Origin of the sequence: Jeotgalibaca sp. A127, assembly GCF_052266745.1 — a bacterium.
In the GTDB taxonomy this organism is placed as follows: domain Bacteria; phylum Bacillota; class Bacilli; order Lactobacillales; family Aerococcaceae; genus Jeotgalibaca.
In genome coordinates this window covers 11,981-30,126 of the sequence record NZ_JBQPRC010000013.1, presented here as the reverse complement: position 1 = coordinate 30,126, position 18,146 = coordinate 11,981, and the positions used below count along the sequence as shown (strand labels likewise).

21 protein-coding genes are annotated in these 18,146 nt (G+C 43.3%); 4 read left to right on the top strand and 17 right to left on the bottom strand.

The window, feature by feature from the left end; genetic code table 11:
• Nucleotides 1-7 precede the first annotated feature (7 nt).
• The 10 genes from ACTVAI_RS10555 to aac(6') all read right to left on the bottom strand — a co-directional run bounded on the left by ACTVAI_RS10555 (nucleotide 8) and on the right by aac(6') (nucleotide 8,011).
• Nucleotides 8-415: an SRPBCC family protein gene (locus ACTVAI_RS10555; protein WP_443474383.1), complete on the bottom strand. Its 408-nt coding sequence runs from the start codon at nucleotides 413-415 to the stop codon at nucleotides 8-10.
• A 405-nt stretch (nucleotides 416-820) separates the two neighbouring features.
• A complete protein-coding gene (locus ACTVAI_RS10550; protein ID WP_443474384.1) occupies nucleotides 821-1,495 on the bottom strand; it encodes a DUF4956 domain-containing protein in 675 nt (224 codons plus the stop codon).
• The gene (locus ACTVAI_RS10545) at nucleotides 1,483-2,217 is read right to left on the bottom strand and encodes a polyphosphate polymerase domain-containing protein (RefSeq protein ID WP_443474385.1); all 735 of its coding nucleotides are present in this window, start codon (nucleotides 2,215-2,217) and stop codon (nucleotides 1,483-1,485) included. The genes ACTVAI_RS10550 and ACTVAI_RS10545 overlap by 13 nt, the downstream gene beginning before the upstream one ends.
• Entirely contained in the window at nucleotides 2,214-3,866 is a 1,653-nt protein-coding gene (locus tag ACTVAI_RS10540) for a CotH kinase family protein (RefSeq protein WP_443486629.1), read from the bottom strand. The genes ACTVAI_RS10545 and ACTVAI_RS10540 overlap by 4 nt, the downstream gene beginning before the upstream one ends.
• A gap of 126 nt (nucleotides 3,867-3,992) precedes the next feature.
• Entirely contained in the window at nucleotides 3,993-4,628 is a 636-nt protein-coding gene (locus tag ACTVAI_RS10535; RefSeq protein ID WP_443474387.1) for a GyrI-like domain-containing protein, read from the bottom strand.
• 14 nt (nucleotides 4,629-4,642) lie between these two features.
• The gene (locus ACTVAI_RS10530) at nucleotides 4,643-5,164 is read right to left on the bottom strand and encodes a DUF4256 domain-containing protein (RefSeq protein WP_443474388.1); all 522 of its coding nucleotides are present in this window, start codon (nucleotides 5,162-5,164) and stop codon (nucleotides 4,643-4,645) included.
• A 37-nt stretch (nucleotides 5,165-5,201) separates the two neighbouring features.
• Nucleotides 5,202-6,221 (bottom strand): PfkB family carbohydrate kinase, encoded by a 1,020-nt coding sequence (locus ACTVAI_RS10525; RefSeq protein WP_443474389.1) that lies wholly within the window; start codon nucleotides 6,219-6,221, stop codon nucleotides 5,202-5,204.
• A gap of 30 nt (nucleotides 6,222-6,251) precedes the next feature.
• Entirely contained in the window at nucleotides 6,252-7,109 is an 858-nt protein-coding gene (ant(6), locus tag ACTVAI_RS10520) for an aminoglycoside 6-adenylyltransferase (protein ID WP_443474390.1), read from the bottom strand.
• Between the two features lie 11 nt (nucleotides 7,110-7,120).
• A complete protein-coding gene (locus tag ACTVAI_RS10515; protein WP_443474391.1) occupies nucleotides 7,121-7,558 on the bottom strand; it encodes a DUF1801 domain-containing protein in 438 nt (145 codons plus the stop codon).
• 3 nt (nucleotides 7,559-7,561) lie between these two features.
• Nucleotides 7,562-8,011: an aminoglycoside 6'-N-acetyltransferase gene (gene aac(6'), locus ACTVAI_RS10510; RefSeq protein WP_443474392.1), complete on the bottom strand. Its 450-nt coding sequence runs from the start codon at nucleotides 8,009-8,011 to the stop codon at nucleotides 7,562-7,564.
• 307 nt (nucleotides 8,012-8,318) lie between these two features.
• On the opposite strand from aac(6'), the gene ACTVAI_RS10505 reads away from it, so the two are divergent.
• From ACTVAI_RS10505 to ACTVAI_RS10490, 4 genes are all read left to right on the top strand, one after another.
• Nucleotides 8,319-9,050, top strand: coding sequence for a sigma factor (locus ACTVAI_RS10505; protein WP_443474393.1), 732 nt, complete (start codon nucleotides 8,319-8,321; stop codon nucleotides 9,048-9,050).
• Complete coding sequence (locus tag ACTVAI_RS10500) at nucleotides 9,047-9,862, top strand: anti-sigma factor domain-containing protein (RefSeq protein ID WP_443486628.1); 816 nt, start codon at nucleotides 9,047-9,049, stop codon at nucleotides 9,860-9,862. The genes ACTVAI_RS10505 and ACTVAI_RS10500 overlap by 4 nt, the downstream gene beginning before the upstream one ends.
• A gap of 87 nt (nucleotides 9,863-9,949) precedes the next feature.
• Nucleotides 9,950-10,690 (top strand): anti-sigma-I factor RsgI family protein, encoded by a 741-nt coding sequence (locus tag ACTVAI_RS10495; protein WP_443486627.1) that lies wholly within the window; start codon nucleotides 9,950-9,952, stop codon nucleotides 10,688-10,690.
• A 75-nt stretch (nucleotides 10,691-10,765) separates the two neighbouring features.
• Nucleotides 10,766-11,506 carry an alpha/beta fold hydrolase gene (locus tag ACTVAI_RS10490; RefSeq protein WP_443474396.1) on the top strand — a complete coding sequence of 247 codons (741 nt, stop codon included), beginning with the start codon at nucleotides 10,766-10,768 and terminating at the stop codon, nucleotides 11,504-11,506.
• Nucleotides 11,507-11,539: 33 nt separating this feature from the next.
• On the opposite strand, the gene ACTVAI_RS10485 is transcribed toward ACTVAI_RS10490, so the two are convergent.
• The 7 genes from ACTVAI_RS10485 to ACTVAI_RS10455 form a co-directional block, all read right to left on the bottom strand.
• Nucleotides 11,540-12,457, bottom strand: a complete 918-nt coding sequence (locus ACTVAI_RS10485) for a dihydroorotate dehydrogenase (protein WP_443474397.1) — start codon at nucleotides 12,455-12,457, stop codon at nucleotides 11,540-11,542.
• Nucleotides 12,454-13,197 (bottom strand): dihydroorotate dehydrogenase electron transfer subunit, encoded by a 744-nt coding sequence (locus ACTVAI_RS10480; protein ID WP_443486626.1) that lies wholly within the window; start codon nucleotides 13,195-13,197, stop codon nucleotides 12,454-12,456. The genes ACTVAI_RS10485 and ACTVAI_RS10480 overlap by 4 nt, the downstream gene beginning before the upstream one ends.
• Nucleotides 13,187-14,449: a dihydroorotase gene (locus ACTVAI_RS10475; RefSeq protein WP_443474399.1), complete on the bottom strand. Its 1,263-nt coding sequence runs from the start codon at nucleotides 14,447-14,449 to the stop codon at nucleotides 13,187-13,189. The genes ACTVAI_RS10480 and ACTVAI_RS10475 overlap by 11 nt, the downstream gene beginning before the upstream one ends.
• Nucleotides 14,446-15,339, bottom strand: coding sequence for an aspartate carbamoyltransferase catalytic subunit (locus ACTVAI_RS10470; protein ID WP_443474400.1), 894 nt, complete (start codon nucleotides 15,337-15,339; stop codon nucleotides 14,446-14,448). The genes ACTVAI_RS10475 and ACTVAI_RS10470 overlap by 4 nt, the downstream gene beginning before the upstream one ends.
• A 144-nt stretch (nucleotides 15,340-15,483) precedes the next feature.
• A complete protein-coding gene (pyrR, locus tag ACTVAI_RS10465) occupies nucleotides 15,484-15,990 on the bottom strand; it encodes a bifunctional pyr operon transcriptional regulator/uracil phosphoribosyltransferase PyrR (protein WP_443486625.1) in 507 nt (168 codons plus the stop codon).
• Nucleotides 15,991-16,195: 205 nt separating this feature from the next.
• Nucleotides 16,196-16,780: a uracil-DNA glycosylase family protein gene (locus ACTVAI_RS10460; RefSeq protein WP_443474402.1), complete on the bottom strand. Its 585-nt coding sequence runs from the start codon at nucleotides 16,778-16,780 to the stop codon at nucleotides 16,196-16,198.
• Nucleotides 16,781-16,856: 76 nt separating this feature from the next.
• Nucleotides 16,857-18,140, bottom strand: coding sequence for an NAD(P)H-dependent oxidoreductase (locus tag ACTVAI_RS10455; protein ID WP_443486624.1), 1,284 nt, complete (start codon nucleotides 18,138-18,140; stop codon nucleotides 16,857-16,859).
• Between the last annotated feature and the right edge of the window lie 6 nt (nucleotides 18,141-18,146).

Genomic DNA, 18,146 nt, shown 5'->3' with positions numbered 1-18,146 from the left:
ACCCTCCTTAATTCAAAACTTCACGTAGTTTCTCGGCAAATGCCGTCCAACTATCAATTGCACCCTGTAAGGCGCCTTCATAGGCCTTGATTTCTTCACTGAATCCCGACTGTTCCAGATGAAGTTTTGTTCCTTCCGGACCAGAATGCAAAGTCCATGTAACAATAGTGTTTTCACCTGCGCTAGACCACGTATAGGACAACCGGTTTGGTTCATCTACTTCCAGAACCTCACCCTTCACGATACCATCCCAATGTTCATTGGGCTTGGCATGAAATTGAAATGAGTAACCTTGTTGCGCACGAAAATCATTTTCCCATATCCATCTTTCCAGCATCTGCGAATCCGTCAGCGCATGCCATACGAAATTTATGGGATTGGGGTATTGAAAATCTAACACTACATCTGGTTTCATGCTTGATCCTCCTGTATTATGATTAATCAATTTAAGTCCTGATGCTTCTATGATACGTTCTAGATAGCTGTCTGTCAAAGCATAATGAAAAGGGTTACAATTCCGTTCAATAAAGGGCTGGGAGTTTTCCCCCAGCCCTTTATCTATTTAAGAATAACTTTAACGCAAACGTGCTCAAAAGGCAGCTCCGACGCCACTTTGTCATGGTTGTTGCTGCTTCAGCAGCTTACAAGCATGATACACTTGGGAGTAGCCCACAGTGCCTCCATAATAATGCTCAGATGGTCTACGACCATCCTGTGCTTATTCGTTCCAGTTGCCATAGCCGTTGCTACTTTAGTAGCTTACGGATATGGTATGCGTTAGAAGGTTCGGGGCTAAACGCCTTTTTTCCCACTCTTAAGTCTAGAACTCTTTTTCACCATCATGGGCAACCAATGCTGCATTGCGAACGGATGGGATTTCCGTTATATCCTTGATTAGTTGGCTTTCTGATTTTGTTCGTAATTCGATGATCATATCCAGACCATTTTTAGAAAAATTACGTGATCGAACTTTGCTATTACGTGCGTATTTTTTTACGGTCGTTAAAATTTCCGTTTCCTGGTCCATGTCCGCCATATTCAAGACTAGAAGAAACGGCGCCCGTCCGAGTGGTACAAAATCCAGGATAATCAAAAAGATGGTAACGAAAATGGACGTTAAAAGAGCGACTTCGTACAGCCCAGTCCCACAGACAATTCCTGTGTGGACAGACCAAAAAAGGTAAACCATATCCAGTGGATCTTTGATGGCGGTCCGGAACCGAATAATAGCTAAAGCTCCGATTGTTCCCAGCGTGATAACCAAATTGGATTGCAACGACATGATAATGGTTGCAATAAAGAAAGGAATAACCGCGAGAGCCATGTTAAATTGTTTGGAATAGAAGCTGCGTTTTGAGATAAAGCGGTAGACTAAAAATTCGTAAAGAGAAAAGATTGCAACCATGCTGAGCATGGTAATCGTTGATACCGTGGTGATTTGCGTGTTATTGAAACCTGCCTCTATTCTTTGAAGCATTTCTATTAGTTGTCCCATTTGTTCCCTCCAAAAGTTTGTACAGCTGATCGTGCCATGTAATATTTTGAAAAAGTAGTCTGTTCTAAACCATCCATTTGAATGGCTTGTTTTATGTATTGGGGCAAAAATTCGTCAAATTTTATTTCCAGAAGATTCATTCCAGCATCTAAAACCGGCACTTTCAGATAATCATTCGTCAAAAAACGGTCCTTTTGGTAGGAAGCACTTATATTTCGGTCCAATGTCACACGGACGTTGCCGGGAAAATCGACAAATGCCGTGCGTTCGTAAGTGACAATTACTTTAGGTTGGAACAGTTTTGTCATGACTTCCAGACAAAATTCCTGCAACAGCTCGCGATCCGCCTGCCAATACAATGCACCTACGTCCCCACTGAATAACTGTTGGAATTCACTTACCGAGACGGTACAGCTCGTTTTTTGGCTCAAGTTATTATCTTTCGCCTTCTTCTCTAATTTGATAAATTGTCCATTGTCATTGTAAGTCCGTACGCGAAACTTCCGTCTTTCGCCCAAGCTATACTCATTATCATAAAAACAAGTATTGTCGTAGTCATCGAAGTAAAGGCTGTTCACTTGGTAAAATCCGCCCGTCTTATCGGTGTAATCATCCATACGCAAGAGAGGCTGGAGCCTTTGCCGAATAATCTGCAGAGTAGAGTCGTGACACAGAAATTTCATTTCGTTTCGTAAAACGACATTTTGATTATTTTGACTCATTCACTGCCTCCTATTTGTTCATAAATGAATTGGTCCATGCCTTGAAGCCGTTGTAAGACATAGTCTTTGAATGGTTCAGGATTACCTGTGTAAGCCGAACGCTCCCAACGATCATGGTTTCTCTCAATCGCACCGGATCCATAGATATCTGCAATCATTTCATCCAGCCTTTGCGCCATTGCTTCATCCGACCAACCACCTTGACGTAATTCTGTGTAACGTTCGACGATCATTCTGATTATTTCCTGGTTGTTTTGGTCCACATTGCTGGAAATAAAAGATGGATAAAACATGGTGTATTGATTGACTTGATCCACAAATATAGCCCGCAATTCTTCTTCACCAGACCAATTGTGTCCCCAAGTCAAATCCAAATCCCAAGGCGATTCCAGTACCACATGCTGTTCTCCATCATATTTTGCAATATAGTTGCGGTTTTTACGGTAGTTATCAACCGCTCGGGTCAGTGTAAGAAAAAGCCAATAATCAATTTGGTTACCAATATCCGTTTGTTCATACAGATATGCCTGCGATTCTTCCGAAAACTGACGCATCAGGACGGAATGGCGAATGCCAGGGTCCCATTTGGCTTTATGGTCCGTATTTTTCTCTGGGAAGCGCAATTCCACGGGGAGAATGACGTTATCCTTTACCGAACCATCAAATTGCGTGTAATCAATCGGATGATTGGATACCATCCGGTAATAATAATCCGTCTTGCGCGGATCCTCGTTCTCTTCCAATTCCAGTTGTTTCGCATCAATCGGGTGCATTAGAGTATAGATTCCCCAGTAATCGCCATTGATAAACACTTCAACGAAACGGCCTTGTGTCCCGTTTTTGATGGCGAAGCGGTTATTGTCCGCCATTGTGTCGTACCAAAGATTGTTCGATAGAGTATTGCGCATTTTTTCCGGATCGTTATAAGGTGCGTACAAAATCCAGTCATCATCTTCACGCATGTTCAGCAATGAGAGATGATTATTTCGGATGTTTCTACCAAGAGACATGATTTTTAAAGAAACCCGAATTTGTTTTTGGGGAAAAATACGACTGGATGCTCCCCGGTAGCGTACTTGGGCTTTGGAGACGATTTTCCTTTGTGATGGTGTTGCTTGTGAGTCGGTATCGTAGAGCGTGACCATCGCATCTTTATCATGATCCCCAATTCCCTTGTTGATAAACGGATCATCCAAATCAATCGAAAAAATAGGGAGGGTAGTCACAACCAAATTGAATTCTTGGTACCACTCATCTCCATACACCAAAATCTTATGCTGTTTATTTTGTCCAATTGTTTCCTGACTGATTCCTTCGCCTTCAAATAAAATCCGATAATCATTCCCGTTATGTGCTTGTGAACTAACTTTTGGATTTGCAGCATTTTCACTCTCTCCAATTATAGGATAGAAATAGGTTTGGGATTGCTTGTCGAAAATAAGTTGTTGTTCATTAAAAAAAATGTCTAGTTCTATGGTTTCAGCTCGCTCTTGCCGTTCATCCTTAATTTGATTCATTTCAGCTGTGGTTTCCCAAGCCTGATTTAAGGACGTCGTTCGCGTGTTAAAATCAAGATTAAAAAATAAATAAAGTAATAACCCCAAACTGGCTAGCAACAATAGTAGCTTCATTCCAGTTTCTTTCTTCAATCGCTCCACCCATTCTTTTGTAATTATCTTAACAATTATAGATTGTACACAAAATAACAATATATTTCAATGTGAGAGCAACATAAAAAAACTACCCCGATTTGGAGTAGTTTCTGGAATAAGAATTTAGCGTTTTTTAATTGGATGCCGAATAATGGTCCGCATTTTTTCGGGTGCTGCTTTACGTGGGTCACTCAGATAAATTTCATGATGGTGACGGGTTGGCCCCAAATCGATTTGGTATTCGGTCGTTTCCAGGAATGCATGCATCGCCTCAACCGTTTCCGGTTCTTCATCATACGGCCCCTGATGAAGAACTTGAACGGTCAAGCCTTCCGTTATCTTCAAAAATTCTGCTTTGGATGTATCGACATTCTTTTTCTGGATCGCTTCCGTTTTCGCCCACTCAACTATTTCGGGCGTCACGAAATCCGGTAAGCGAATCAAGGAAAGCCAGGCAAGTCCGCCTTTATTCCCGTAATCCATCCCTGGGGATCCGTCCGCCAACCACCACATTCCCTCCAGGGGCGGTACCACGTACTCGAAATAGCCCGGGAGGTTTGTTCCACTCTTATGACTCATGCGAATCGTGTAGGCAATCGCATAAAGAACAGAAACGGCTTGCGAGTATTCGCCCTTTTCATCATTCGGATCACCCTGGCCCCGTACAGCAAGGTACGGTATTTCGGGTACATCCACGATGGTCGGTTTCTTTTTCGCCTGATATAAATCTTTGTATTCTTTTTTAAAATCAAACACCATTTTTCCCACCCCTATTAAATGGTTATTTTTCCGCGGAATCCGCGCGATGAGTAGTAGGAATCCGCCCCGTTATGGTAGGTAAAGACCGTGTCATAACGGCGGTCGCAGAAAATGGCCCCGCCTTTGTTGCGAATGTGTTCTGGCGTTTTAACCCATGTGGATGTTTTTACATCAAATTCTTCATAAGTTTGAAGTTTGCGATACTCCTCTTCAGTCAGCATTTCGATTCCCATTTCTTCCGCCATCGTCATGGCATCCGTTTCGGGTTTATTCTTCTTACGCTTTTCCCAGGCAGCACGGTCGTAACACGTGTTGCGACGGCCAGCCGGTGTTTCTTTGACACAATCAACGAAGGTGAAGTCATCTCCGACTATATCTGGTTCGCCCCCGGTCTCTTCCATCGCAATCAAGGACTTAATTGCATCTGGGCTCGCTTCGAGATGTTTTTTTACATCCACCCATTTCGTATTTTCATGACGATGCATGTTTTCTTCAAAACGGGTTTTTAATGTTTCGAATAGTGTATCTTTGTTCATTATATTTCCTCATTTCTTCCAGTTCCCATTCTTTAAATTACCGTTTGACGTTCGCGTCACCGTCGCCCATTATGGCACGTATTTCAGCATCGGAAACCAAGTTTAAATCGCCCGTAATCGTCAGTTTTAACACGCAAGCTGCCAGGGCATATTGCACTGTTTCTTGGGGATCGAAGTTGTGAAGCAAGCTGTGAACGAAGCCGGCACCAAAAGCATCGCCCGAGGCAACTCCTTCCATAATATGCATCTGATACGTTTTCGTTTCATAGAAAGTACCGTTTCGATAGAGCATGGCCATCCATTCACTGTCTTCGACAGAATGAATATTCCGCAAGACACTTGCGACAGTGTGACAATTGGGGAAACGGGTAGTAATTTCTTTCATTGCCGCTTCGTATTGGTCTTTTTGGGCAATGCCGTGTGTCATGTCGCCATCGAAAGCCTTGATTCCCAGGGAAGATTCGAAATCTTCATCATGTGCCAGGCAAATGGTCACATATTGCATGGCTTCATTCATGAAAGCTTGGGATGCTTCCGGCGTCCACATTTTACCGCGGTAATTGAGATCACATACGACTTGGATATCATTTTCCTGACAATAATGACAGGCAGAAAGAATCGCTTCAGCCAGTTCTTTGGAAACAGCTGCGGTTACGCCGGAGAAATAGAAAACTTTGGTGCCTTTCAGTAAGGTGGGCCAGTCAAATTCGTCAGCTGTCGCTGTAGCAAACGCACTGTTTGCCCGGTCGTAAACGACATTTGTAGCGCGAACGCTTGCCCCTTTTTCAAAAAAATATAAACCAAGTCGGTTGCCACCGAGAATAATATTATGTGTGCCGACGCCGTATCTTCTCAGTGTTGACAGGGCTGCTTCGCCAAGTAAGTTATTCGGTAGTTTGGTTATAAATGAAACAGTGTCACCCAGGAGTGCAAGGGAAGTTGCGACGTTCGCTTCTGCCCCTCCGTAAGTTGCCTCGTAGGAATGGGCTTGTAAAATCCTTTCATTTGTTGGTGGTTTTAGGCGCATCATCACTTCGCCAAAAGTTGTTACTGTCATTTAATCTTGCCCCTTTCTCAATCGTTATTTCTATTGTACATCAGATTTGATAAATAACGATTGAATATACGGGGTGATTTTTTCATCATAATCGGGATAGACAAAGTTATTTTGCGTTGCAACTTTATGGCTGTAGGTTCGGAACAGCTCTTGCACCGTGAATAAGGATTGCCAGGTTTCAGTGATGGTGCGCGTTTGATATGTCGAAAGCATTTGTTGCCATTGTTCAGCGGGTAAATGTTTATCGATGAATTTATAATTTTTACCAAGGCTAAAGGTATACCCCTGACGACTTCCGATTTCCCAAGCCATCATTTGCAGGAGAGCTGGCCTTATGATGCTGTTCAGATGGTCGATGGCAAACAGGATTTCGTCCCGGACAAGTCCTTTAGCAACATAAGTACTGACCCACCAAAATTCATTAATGCAATCATCGTAAGTTTTTGAGGTTGGTGGCTGAATCCAGTATTGTTCGTCGGTTGGTGTGATTTCGGGATTGTTTTCGTCTTTGTCTAAAAGAATAGCGACTAAACCATCGCTATTGGTGAAGTAGGTGTCTTTTTCTTCAATCGGAATCAATGTCAGGTCTAACTTATTACCATCTTCGAAAAGTATGAGGTAGGAAAACCAGTTGCCTAAGGTGGGTGGATAAAGCGTCATGGCTTCTGGTTTTTGAAGCATCAGTCTGGGACCAAAATAATCTAGCCACATGTCATCGGATTGGAACGAATCCATATCCGTTACGAAATAAGAGATGTCGTAATCCTTAAATTCGTCATCTGGAATGGTCGGGTTGGTACGCGATCCTTCCAAGGTGACGAGGCGGATGCGTTCGTCACTCTTGGCACAATCCAAGATAAGATCATACATTTCTTTTTCAGTGCGCATGGTTTTGCTCCTTATTTCTTAATGAATGATTCATACTGAGCAACGAATTCTTGTGGTGTCATCTTTTGACAAAGTTCTCCTAAAAGTTCATAAGGAATAGCTTCCATTTTCGACAAGCGGATACATGATTTCCCCATATCCAATTTAGTGGAAACTTGTTTTTTATATTCTTCCTCGAACCATTTCAGCAGTTCAGGCGACCCGTAAAGCCCCATGTGATATACCGCAATATGTTTCTTTTGCGAAGCTAGACTTATAAAAGGTAACGGCTGGTCAGGATTAGTATGGTAGCCTTTTGGATAAATAGAATGAGGAACGACATACGAGAGCATGCCATTCGCTTCAATTTCTTCGAATCCTTCAGGTAAGTTTTCTAGAATCGTTTGGCGAATTTTCTTAAAGGGGCCTTTTCTCTCTTCAGAGAGATTTTGAATGAATGTTTCAATCATGATTTATTCCCCGTTTCTGATTGTTTTAATATAGTTGACGGTGCGATTGGCTTCCTGAAAACCTATTTTTTGGTGGAATGCTTGGCTCGCGGTATTTGTGAGTTCGGCATCTGAAGCCATTTCGTAACAACCTTTTTTCAAAGCCCAGGTCTGCCCTACCTCAGCTAGCGCTTGGGCAATATGTTGGTGGCGAAATTCTGGTTCCACAAAAATCCCCTCCATATAACCAACCGGATAACGAACCGCACCTTCAACGTATTCATGCCGGAGCGACATATGCAAGAAACCCGCATAAATACCACTGACGGTAGCAACGAAAAGAGCATCATTTTCATTGCGCAGGAATTGCTGGAATTCCTGTTGAAGCATATCGCCGTCTGATTCGTCAAACAAAACTTTGGCCATTTCTACAATTGCCGGGATATCGCGATTGGCAGCTTCCCTAATTTCCATGGCACCAACTCCCCACTTTGATTATTCTCTCTCTAGTTTAGCATGTGACTAAATGAAAAGAGAAATGATGCGAAATCGGAAGTAAAAGTTGTTTTTCCCCTATTTAATTCCGACTTTTAGAAATACTCGGAATTATAAATGAAAATGAGTGATTATAATTCCTACTTTCCTTATATTCGACTCAATTTGCTTCTAATTAGCTGAGAAGTTATGATAGAAGAAATAAAATTAGGACTCCCGACCCCGAAAATGAACAGCCATTTTCGTAATCTATTTATATAGGGAGTAGAGGTGGTGACTTTTAAGGATGAGTGAAGAACATGAGATTGTTGCGAAGGTTTATGCAGCGAAAGAAGACAATACGGCCGCAGATGAACTGTTAAGCCAGTATTTACCTTTTATAAAATCGGAAACAGCCAAATTCATCAAACGCCCAGCTCGGGAAGGCTATGATGACGAGTTGTCGATTGCAATGTTTGCTTTTCATGAAGCGACGGTGGCTTATCAAAAAGGAAAAGGGGCGTTTTTACCCTTTGCGGCGCGCGCGATCCGCAATCGGTTGATTGATTTCAGCCGTCGCGAAAAAAGGCATATGAACTTGATTCCGTTGGATGATTCTAACAATGATGATGACGACCGGACCATGATGGAAAAAGCGGGCCTTAGCGAGAACAATGTGGCAGAGTACGCACAACGAAATGTCGCGAAAAACGAAATAGACCATTTTGCGGAAGAATTGAACGCTTACGATTTGAACTTAACTGACATCGCGGACAACTGCCCTAAGCAAAAGCGTACCTTGAAAGCTTGTCATCAAGCTCTTGAATATGCGAAAGCAAACCCTATGATTTTTGAGGCATTGATTGAGACGAAAAAACTACCTATCCGACAATTATCGCACGGTGCGGATGTCAGCAAGAAAACCCTAGAAAGGCACAGGAGATATATGATTGCCATACTATTAGCCTATACGAATGGCTTTGAAATTATCAGGGGCCATTTGAAACAAATTGTTCCGAAAGGAGGGCAACCGGAATGAGCTATCTCGTAATGGAAATACAGCGTAGCTATGCAATCGTTTTAGATAATGAGGGGCGTTTTTTGAAAGTCGCGAACTTAGGTTACGAGGTAGGGCAAAAAGTTGACTTCGTTGTTGAAGCAGGAGATACGAAAGTGACACCCCTTCCCATGAACCGACAAGTGAAACATATCCTGTTCGCTGTGGCGAGCGTTTTCCTATTATTTGTGGGTTCTTGGCCGCTATTCTTCCATTCGATTGGAACAGTCAGGATGCAAATCAACCCAGATGTGGAAATGACTGTAAACCGTTTTGATAACGTGATTGGATTGGATGGTTTGAATCCGGATGGTGATGTGTTGGTCAAGGATATTCAAACGTTCGGCCGCGACGTGGATGAAGTTTCTAATGCATTGACCGAACGCGCGCTTGAACTTGGCTTCCTTTCGAATGGCGACGAAATTCATTTAACTGTGGTTGGGGATGATGATAAATGGATACACGCAACGGAAAATCGATTGATGGCTGAATTGGATCAAAACTTCCAGCATCGTTTCAAGATTACCGTAGAAAATCGAGAACAGGAACCAGAAGAACCAATACTTCCAACAACAGAATCAACGATGGAATTCGATATTTCCATCCCTTCCCAGCCGGTTGAATCGGATGAAGCGGATGATATAAGCGACGATTTGGATGATGACTTAAACGATGGTGGAAATGTTTTTGAAGAACCTGAATACGTTGCCCCGGAATCGGAAAGCGATGATGATTTGGACGACGATAATGATACCGAGGACGATGATAGTGATGATGATTTGGACGACGATTAAAAAAAATTTAACTCGACCCCACTTTTGCCATTACTAATCCGTAATCTCTCTATATAGACCCTATATAGAAAAGGAGAAGTGAAGAAGATGATTAATAAATGGCTTAACAAAGTTGCGGCGGTTTTACTCATTATTTTTGTGGCAGGAGGTTTGGCGGCATGCGCCAATGAATCCCCAACTACAGAAAGTGAGTCTGTAGCTACTGTTTCTGAGTCCCAGGTTGAAAAGACAGGCGTCCTTTACGTACGTGTTAACCCAGAGGTCGCGGTTTACTATGATGAAAAAGGCAAAGTAACCGCGCTTTCCGGTAAAAATGATGATGGTACAACAATCGTGGAACAATTAGCGGCCTTTGAAGGTCTGGAAGTACGTGATGTGGTCATGCAACTTGTCTCAACCATTGGTGAAGCGGGTTACTTCATAGAAGAAGTTGAAGGTAAAGCGCGTAAGGTTACCATTGAACTTGAACGCGGCTCTATTCTACCAAGTACCGATTTCTTGAGTGATATCGTTCAAGATGTACGCGACGTAGTAAGTAATCAAGGCTGGAAGGCTCCGGTAACTTCTCCTCCAGTTGAAGAAGTGAAACAAACGGACGTTGTGAATGAACACGATGATTCGAATGACGAATCAAACCATTCTAGTGAATCGCACCTTAATGATGACAGCAATGAAGGCGACGACGTCAGTGATTCCCATGCTGAATCTAACCATTACAATGCTTCACACTTTGACGATGACGACTTCGATGATTCTGATGACGATGATTTCGACGATGACGATTTTGATGATGAGTACGACGATGATCATGATGATGACGACGATTAATCATCCGTTGCATTCCCAAACAACTTAATAGTCACTGCCTGCTTCATTTGCTATTATATTCATGAGGTGAAAGCAGTGAAAATGACTGTTCGCAAAAGAGTATTAGGAACGCTTCCCATTCTGGAGGTCGTTGAACATGCAAATCGCAACAAAGAATTGCCGTTGATCATTTATTATCATGGCTGGCAATCGTCCAAAGAATTGAATCTAACCCAAGCCCGTTATCTGGCGCGCGAAGGGTTTCGGGTGCTCTTGCCCGATGCCATGAATCATGGGGATCGCAAGCAACCCATATCCAAAATCCCATCCCTGACTTTTTGGCAAAGTATTCAATCAAATTTATTTGAGTTCGGTTTTATCCTTGACCACTTCCGTAAAATTGGTGTGGTTGGCGATGTTATCGGGGTTGGTGGTACATCTATGGGAGGTATGACGACCTGTGCCCTACTCACCCATCACCCCGAAATCAAGGCCGCCGCGTGCGTGATGGGTTCTCCCAAACCCGTTGCCTACAAAGAGCGTATCAAACATTTTGCAGCGGAGTACGGTCGTTACTTGCCAGCGGACTATGACCAATTAGTGAACTGGCTTCCAGCCTATGACCTTTCGCTAAACCCCGAAACCTTAGCCGGTCGCCCCCTACTTATTTGGCATGGTACCGAGGATAAAGTCGTTCCCTATGATCACGTTGCGGAATTCATGATGGAACAGAAAGATACACCAAACATCACTTTCCTTGACGAAGAAGAAGCGCATCTTGTGCGTACCAAAACGATGGAAAAAGTAACCGAGTTTTTCGTAAAAGAATTATTGTAAAAAAGCCAGGCGGCCGCCTGGCTTTTACTGTTATTATCTGCTTTCCCGTACTTTATTAACCAATGCCTGAATCGATTCGATGCCCAATTCATCCATACGTGGTTCCAGACCTTCGATAATTTTAGGGCAAATCATTGGATCGGAGAAATTCGCTGTTCCAATCGCAACGGCTGTTGCGCCGGCCATTATCATCTCCAAAGCGTCATCCACGCTGGAAACTCCACCCATGCCGATAATTGGAATATCTACCGCGCGTGATACTTGATAAATCATCCGCAGTGCAATGGGCTTGATTCCGGGACCAGATAATCCCCCGGTCACATTCCCTAGAATGGGTTTTCCCGTTTTGATATCAATAGCCATTCCCGTAATGGTATTGATCATGGAGATGGCATCGGCGCCCGCTGCTTCAACTGCTTTCGCGATAACCACAATATCCGTCACATTCGGGCTTAATTTTACGTAAATCGGTAAATCTGTTACGGCCTTACATGCACGGGTCAAGCGTGCAGCAACTTCTGGATCGGTTCCGAATGCCACCCCGCCCTCTTTAACGTTTGGACAAGAAATGTTTAATTCAATTGCTTTCACGTTGGATGCTGCCCCGATACGACGGCACACTTCAATATATTCGTCCTCAGTTGAACCAGCTACGTTCGCAATGACGGGTACATCAAATTGATCCAAATAATTATATTTTTCTGACAAAATAACATCCAAACCAGGATTCTTCAAACCAATGGCATTCAAAATACCACTTGGTGTTTCGGCAATACGCGGCAATGGATTCCCTACCCGCTCATTTAATGTCGCGCTTTTTGCAATCACGGCACCCAGCTGACCTAAATCATAAAACTTTCCATATTCTTCACCAAAACCAAAACATCCTGAAGCAGGCATGATTGGGTTTTTTAATTCTAGACCTGGTAAAGTTACTGTTAAACGACTCATACCATCACCTCATCTTTTTGGAATACCGGGCCATCTGAACAAACCCGTTTCTTTTTATCTTTCGTATCACAACCGTAACAAGCACCAATGCCACACGCCATACGCTCTTCAAGCGATAAATAGACATGCTCCAGATGACTGAAGTGACTTTGCACCAATCGCAATAATGGTGTAGGTCCGCATGCGAAAACTGCTGTTGGATTCACTTGGTCCAACGCAACCCCCACATGGCCTTTTAACCCTGCCGAGCCATCATCCGTACATAAAATAACAGCACCGAGCTGCTTAAATTCTTCGAGGTAGTAAATATCGTCAGCATTTGCAAATCCGAGAATGAACGTGATTTTATTCCCGCGTGCGTGCACTTCCTTGCCCAGTTCATACAAAGGCGCCACCCCGATTCCCCCACCAATAATGCAAACTTCTTCCTCTCGTTTCAAAAAATCAAGATGGAACCCATTTCCCAAAGGGCCTAATGTATCCACCAAGTCGCCTGGTTGCCACTCGGTCATTTCCAGTGTTCCTTTTCCCACAACGCGGTAAAGTAAGGTACAAGTTTCATCGTCAATGGATGCGATGGAGATAGGACGTCTCAACACGAGACTTGGGTCCTTCATTTTGATGTGCAAGAATTGGCCGCTACGGTTCATGTTGCTTACCATTTTCCCTTTTAGCGTTAATTCGAAAATGTTATGGGCAACTTCTTTATTAGTAACTACTTCCAACCATTCAATTTGCATTTGTCCAAACCACCTTACCATCATATAGAGTCAAGGCACACATGCCATGTACTGTTTTGCCGTTGAAGGGCGTATTGGAAGATTTGGATAGGTAATCTTTTTTTGCAATGGTGTAAGCCGTATCCAAATCAAAAACGGCCAAATCAGCCGCACTGCCAACGCGCAGGTCGGATTGTCTTAAGTTAAACATGCGTGATGGAATGGTACTCATACGATTGATCAAAAATTCCAAAGTAAAAATACCTGGTTTAACAAAATGCGTGTAAAGCAAGGCAAAAGCTGTTTCGATACCCACGATGCCAAACGGTGCATGCAAGAACCCACCCTCTTTTTCTTCTTCAGTATGGGGCGCGTGATCCGTTGCGATGATATCAATGGTCCCATCAAGGAATCCTTCCAGAAGCGCCCGCTGGTCCTCTTCACTCCGCAACGGAGGGTTCATTTTATAAGTAGCGTCATCACTTGGAATATGCCCTTCATTGAGAATCAGGTGGTGCGGGGCAACTTCTGCCGTTACGTGAACGCCTTGACGCTTGCCTTCGCGAATGGCGGCAACGGAATCTTTGGAAGAAACGTGACAAACATGGTAATGCACACCGGTTTCTTTAGCCAGTTGAATATCGCGGGCGATTTGTGCACTTTCGACAATGCCCATGATACCCGGAAGCCCCAGTTCCCTGCTCTTGAAACCTTCATGCATAACCCCTCCAAATAACAAACTATCTTCTTCGGTATGTGCGACGATTGGGCGGTTATATTTGGCTGCCTGAGTCATTGCCAAGAACATGGTACCCGTGTCTTGTACACCGACGCCATCGTTTGTATATGCGAAAGCATCCACTTCATCCATTCTTACTATTTCATCACTTTTGAGGCCACGGGTAATGGGGGCGTAAGTTTGCACGTCAATACAGGCGTCGCGTTTAATAATTTCACGAATGGCTTCGATTTTTTCTTTTGTATCGGGAACGGGGTTGGTATTCGGCATCGCACAGACGGTTGTATAACCACCACGTGCAGCAGCTTGCGCACCCGTTTTGATTGTTTCTTTATCGGTAAAACCCGGTTCACGGAAATGAACATGAACATCAACCAAGCCAGGAGTAATCAGTTTTCCATCCAAGTGGATGATTTTATCGCCCGTTAAGTCCGTGCCAATTTCAATAATTTTCCCATTTTCGATGGCAATATCAATCCGTTCCAGTTGGTTGTCCTTCACGATGCGTTGCCCATTTTTAAGTATCATTTTCATTCGTAACGTCCCTCCAATATCCATTCCAAAATCGCGATTCGCATATACACACCATTGCTCATTTGTTGTACAATGCGACTTTTTTCACATTCGACAAGTTCACTATCCAGTTCGACATCGCGGTTGACCGGGGCAGGATGCATAATGATGGCATGGTCTTTCATCGTTTCATAGCGTGCACGATTCAAGCCGTATTCAGCGTGATAGGATGCTTTGGAAAAGCGTTCCAATTCTTCCGTTTCGTGGCGTTCAAGTTGCACGCGCAACATCATCACCACGTCGGCTTCCCGTATGGCGTCATCCATGGTCATGAACGTCCCGTAGCGTTCAAAAGTGGGATCAAAATAATCCATCGGTCCGGCAAAAATGACATGGGCTCCGAGCTGATTCAACAAGGTCATGTTACTCATTGCTACTCGGGAGTGGACGATATCACCAATAATGGCCACTTTCAAACCCTGGAAACTACCGAATTCTTCGTAAATCGTCATGATATCCAAAAATGACTGCGAGGGGTGTTGTCCATTCCCACTACCGGCATTTACAACTTGAATTTTGAGGTTCACGAGCTGATCCATGTAGTTACTGTCAGGATGGCGAATAACCGCAATATCCACCCCCAGTGCTTGCATGGTTAAAACAGAGTCGTACAAACTTTCACCTTTTTTGACAGAAGAACTGCCCACATCGAAATTGAATGGCGTCATGCCAATTTTATGTTGTGCCATCTCGAAGCTGTGTTTGGTTCGGGTACTGTTTTCGAAAAACATGTTGACGACAGTCGCACCACTTTTGAACATGTCTTGGCCTGATTTGAATGCACATGCACGTTCAAGTAAGTGCATAACCTCATCGTTGTTGAATTGTTCTACCGATAAAAAATTTCTCATGTTTTTCCTCCCAAATCGTGTCAACGTTTATTGCCTGGAACATCTATATAAAAATGCGCCTGGTCCAGAGACCAAGCGCACCTTAAGAAGGTGTTCTCGCTTCTGGTCTCTCTGAACCACTTAAAGTGAAATCACAAAATTATCTTATTCAATTTCGACTGAATCGTATCCTTCCACTTCCACAACGTGAACACTCACATGCTCTTTGCGGGAGGTTGGAATATTTTTGCCGATGTAGTCTGGACGAATCGGTAATTCCCTATGCCCACGATCTACTAGCACAGCTAAGGAAATTTCGGTGGGACGACCGCGATCGATACAAGCATCAAGTGCGGCACGAATGGAGCGTCCGGTAAATAAAACATCATCTACTAAAATTACTTTTTTTCCAGTAAGGTCTTTGGAAACAGCTGGCTTTGGGGACTCACCTTCCCAGTCATCCCGGTAAGGCTTGATATCCAGGCTTTCTACTGCTACGGTTCCCTCAATTTGGGCGATTTTATCAGCAAGGCGACGCGCCAAATGAATACCCCGTGTTTCGATACCCATCAAAAGGATATTCTGGACGCCTTTGTTTCTCTCTATGATTTCGTAGGACAAGCGTGTTAAAGCGCGCATCATTTCTGTTTCGTTCATGATTACTTTTCCCATGTTTTCCCTCCTGAAAAAGACCCCTTCTCTTTGCGCGCAAAAAGAAGGGGCCTCATAGATAACATGATTCCGTAACGGTTTCGCCTTCTTCGTCTCTCTGGACGCAAGTTAAAGGATTAAATTATCCAAATTATACCCGAGATATTTTTTAATGCAAGTCTAATTTTTAAAAAATTGTAAGATATTGAAATTAATATGCTTTCTATTAATCGATTATGCTCTTTACGGTTTGTTTTAAGTCCGGCACGACTTCTTCAACGAACCACGGATTATTCTTCAGCCAACGACCATTGAGCGGAGATGGATGCACGATTGGAAAATATTCCGGTAAATATTCGCGGTAATGCGCGACTGTTTCCGTTAATGTTCGGTATTTTGTTTCTTTCAAGTAAAACTTCTGGGCATAGCTACCAACTAGGATAACGAGTTCAATATGAGGAAGTTCTGCAAAAATCCTGGGAAGCCACTTGGATCCGAATTCTTTACGCGGTGGTAAGTCGCCGGATTTTCCTTTGCCAGGATAATAGAAATCCATGGGCAATATCGCAAAGAGATCCGTTTCGTAAAACTGTTCATCCGTTACGCCCATCCACTCACGTAAACGGACACCGCTCTGGTCGTTCCAAAATTTACCGGTTGTTTGTGCCTTGATTCCTGGAGCTTGGCCGATAATGGCTATTTTGGCATTTTTGGGTGCGGAAAATAATGGTTCGATGTTTTGTTCGGTAAAGGATGCATTGGCTGGGTCTTTCATGATAGCTGCTTTAAATTCTTGATAAACATCGTTCATAGTATCCCTCCTTACAGCCTATTTTAACCCAAAAAAGAAGAAGCCTACAGAAATAGGCTTCTTCACAAAAAGGGTGTTAATATTTCTCGGAAGCGCCTGAGACGCTATCGATTTTTTCAACCGGGTTTGTTTGAGAGGCACCTGAGATGCTATCAGCTGTTTCTGCGTGGGCATCGTGTGCAGTGGCACCCGATACGCTGTCAGCTGTGTTGTCATGTGCGGATGCACCTGAAACACCATCTGCTTTCCCACCTACAAGTTCCTGACCAGTTGTTTTTAAGTACCAGTCAATCGTTGGTTTTAAGTCGTGAATATACTCGTTGATTCCAACGTAATTACCTTCATAGTCACGGATTGCTTGATAGTTATGGACAACATATTTGTCCGGTCCGTGTGTTGGTACGTTAACGCGTATTACATCGGTTGCACCTGAACGTAATTGTTGGATAACCCATTGCACGCTTCCATGTTTACTTTCTGGATGGCATTTTGCCAAAGGATTACCTGCTTGCCCCGGTGTACGAGAAGCCAGCATTTCTTCAGCTGGTTTTGTATGATTGTAGTACAGGAATTGGTTGTTGCTGTCCGCGAATGTTAGTTCCATTGGCATGGAATTCAAAAAGTGATTCAGTTGATCCACGGTCAAAATACCACGGTCTAATTTCACGTAAGTGTTGCCTTCTACCGCATTCACTTTCGCTGCGGCTTGTTCGACCCAGTCTTCCGCGTACATATCCACGCCTTCGATGGTTGTATCAATTTTACCTGTTGCATATAGATCCTCTGGTTTTGCTACAGGTTTAGCTGGTTTTTCCAACTCATTAATCAAATTTACGTAACGAATAAATTTTTCAAGCGTTGTGCCCAAGAATTTAACTGTACCTTCATCTTTGATATTGTTATTTTCGTCAAATGCTTCTTTTGCTTCTCCCAAGAGGAACTCGTTCCCCGGGAATACAAATGCTCCAACCCCAGGTGCTTCCAAAATTTGGCGCAAGTGTAATTGTGCTCTTGAAGTACCTTGGTCATACCAAGATGCTCCCACGATTAAAACGGGTTTTTTGTCCATTGGATGAATCTTAAACGACAACCACTCAATGACGCTATTCAAAGCTGGAGTCGTTGTCCGATTGTGTTCGGGTGTTGCGATGATAACCCCATCTGCAGCCATAATTTTTTGATTGAATTTTTGAATGACCGGGTTGTTTGTTTGATCATCACTTTGATTGAAAAGTGGAACATCCTTGATTTCCATAACTTCCAACTCAAATAAATTTCCAAACTTTTTAGCAATGAATTCCAATAGAAGGCGGTTATATGAAAATTCCGCGTTTGATCCTACAATACCGATTAATTTCATAGTGAT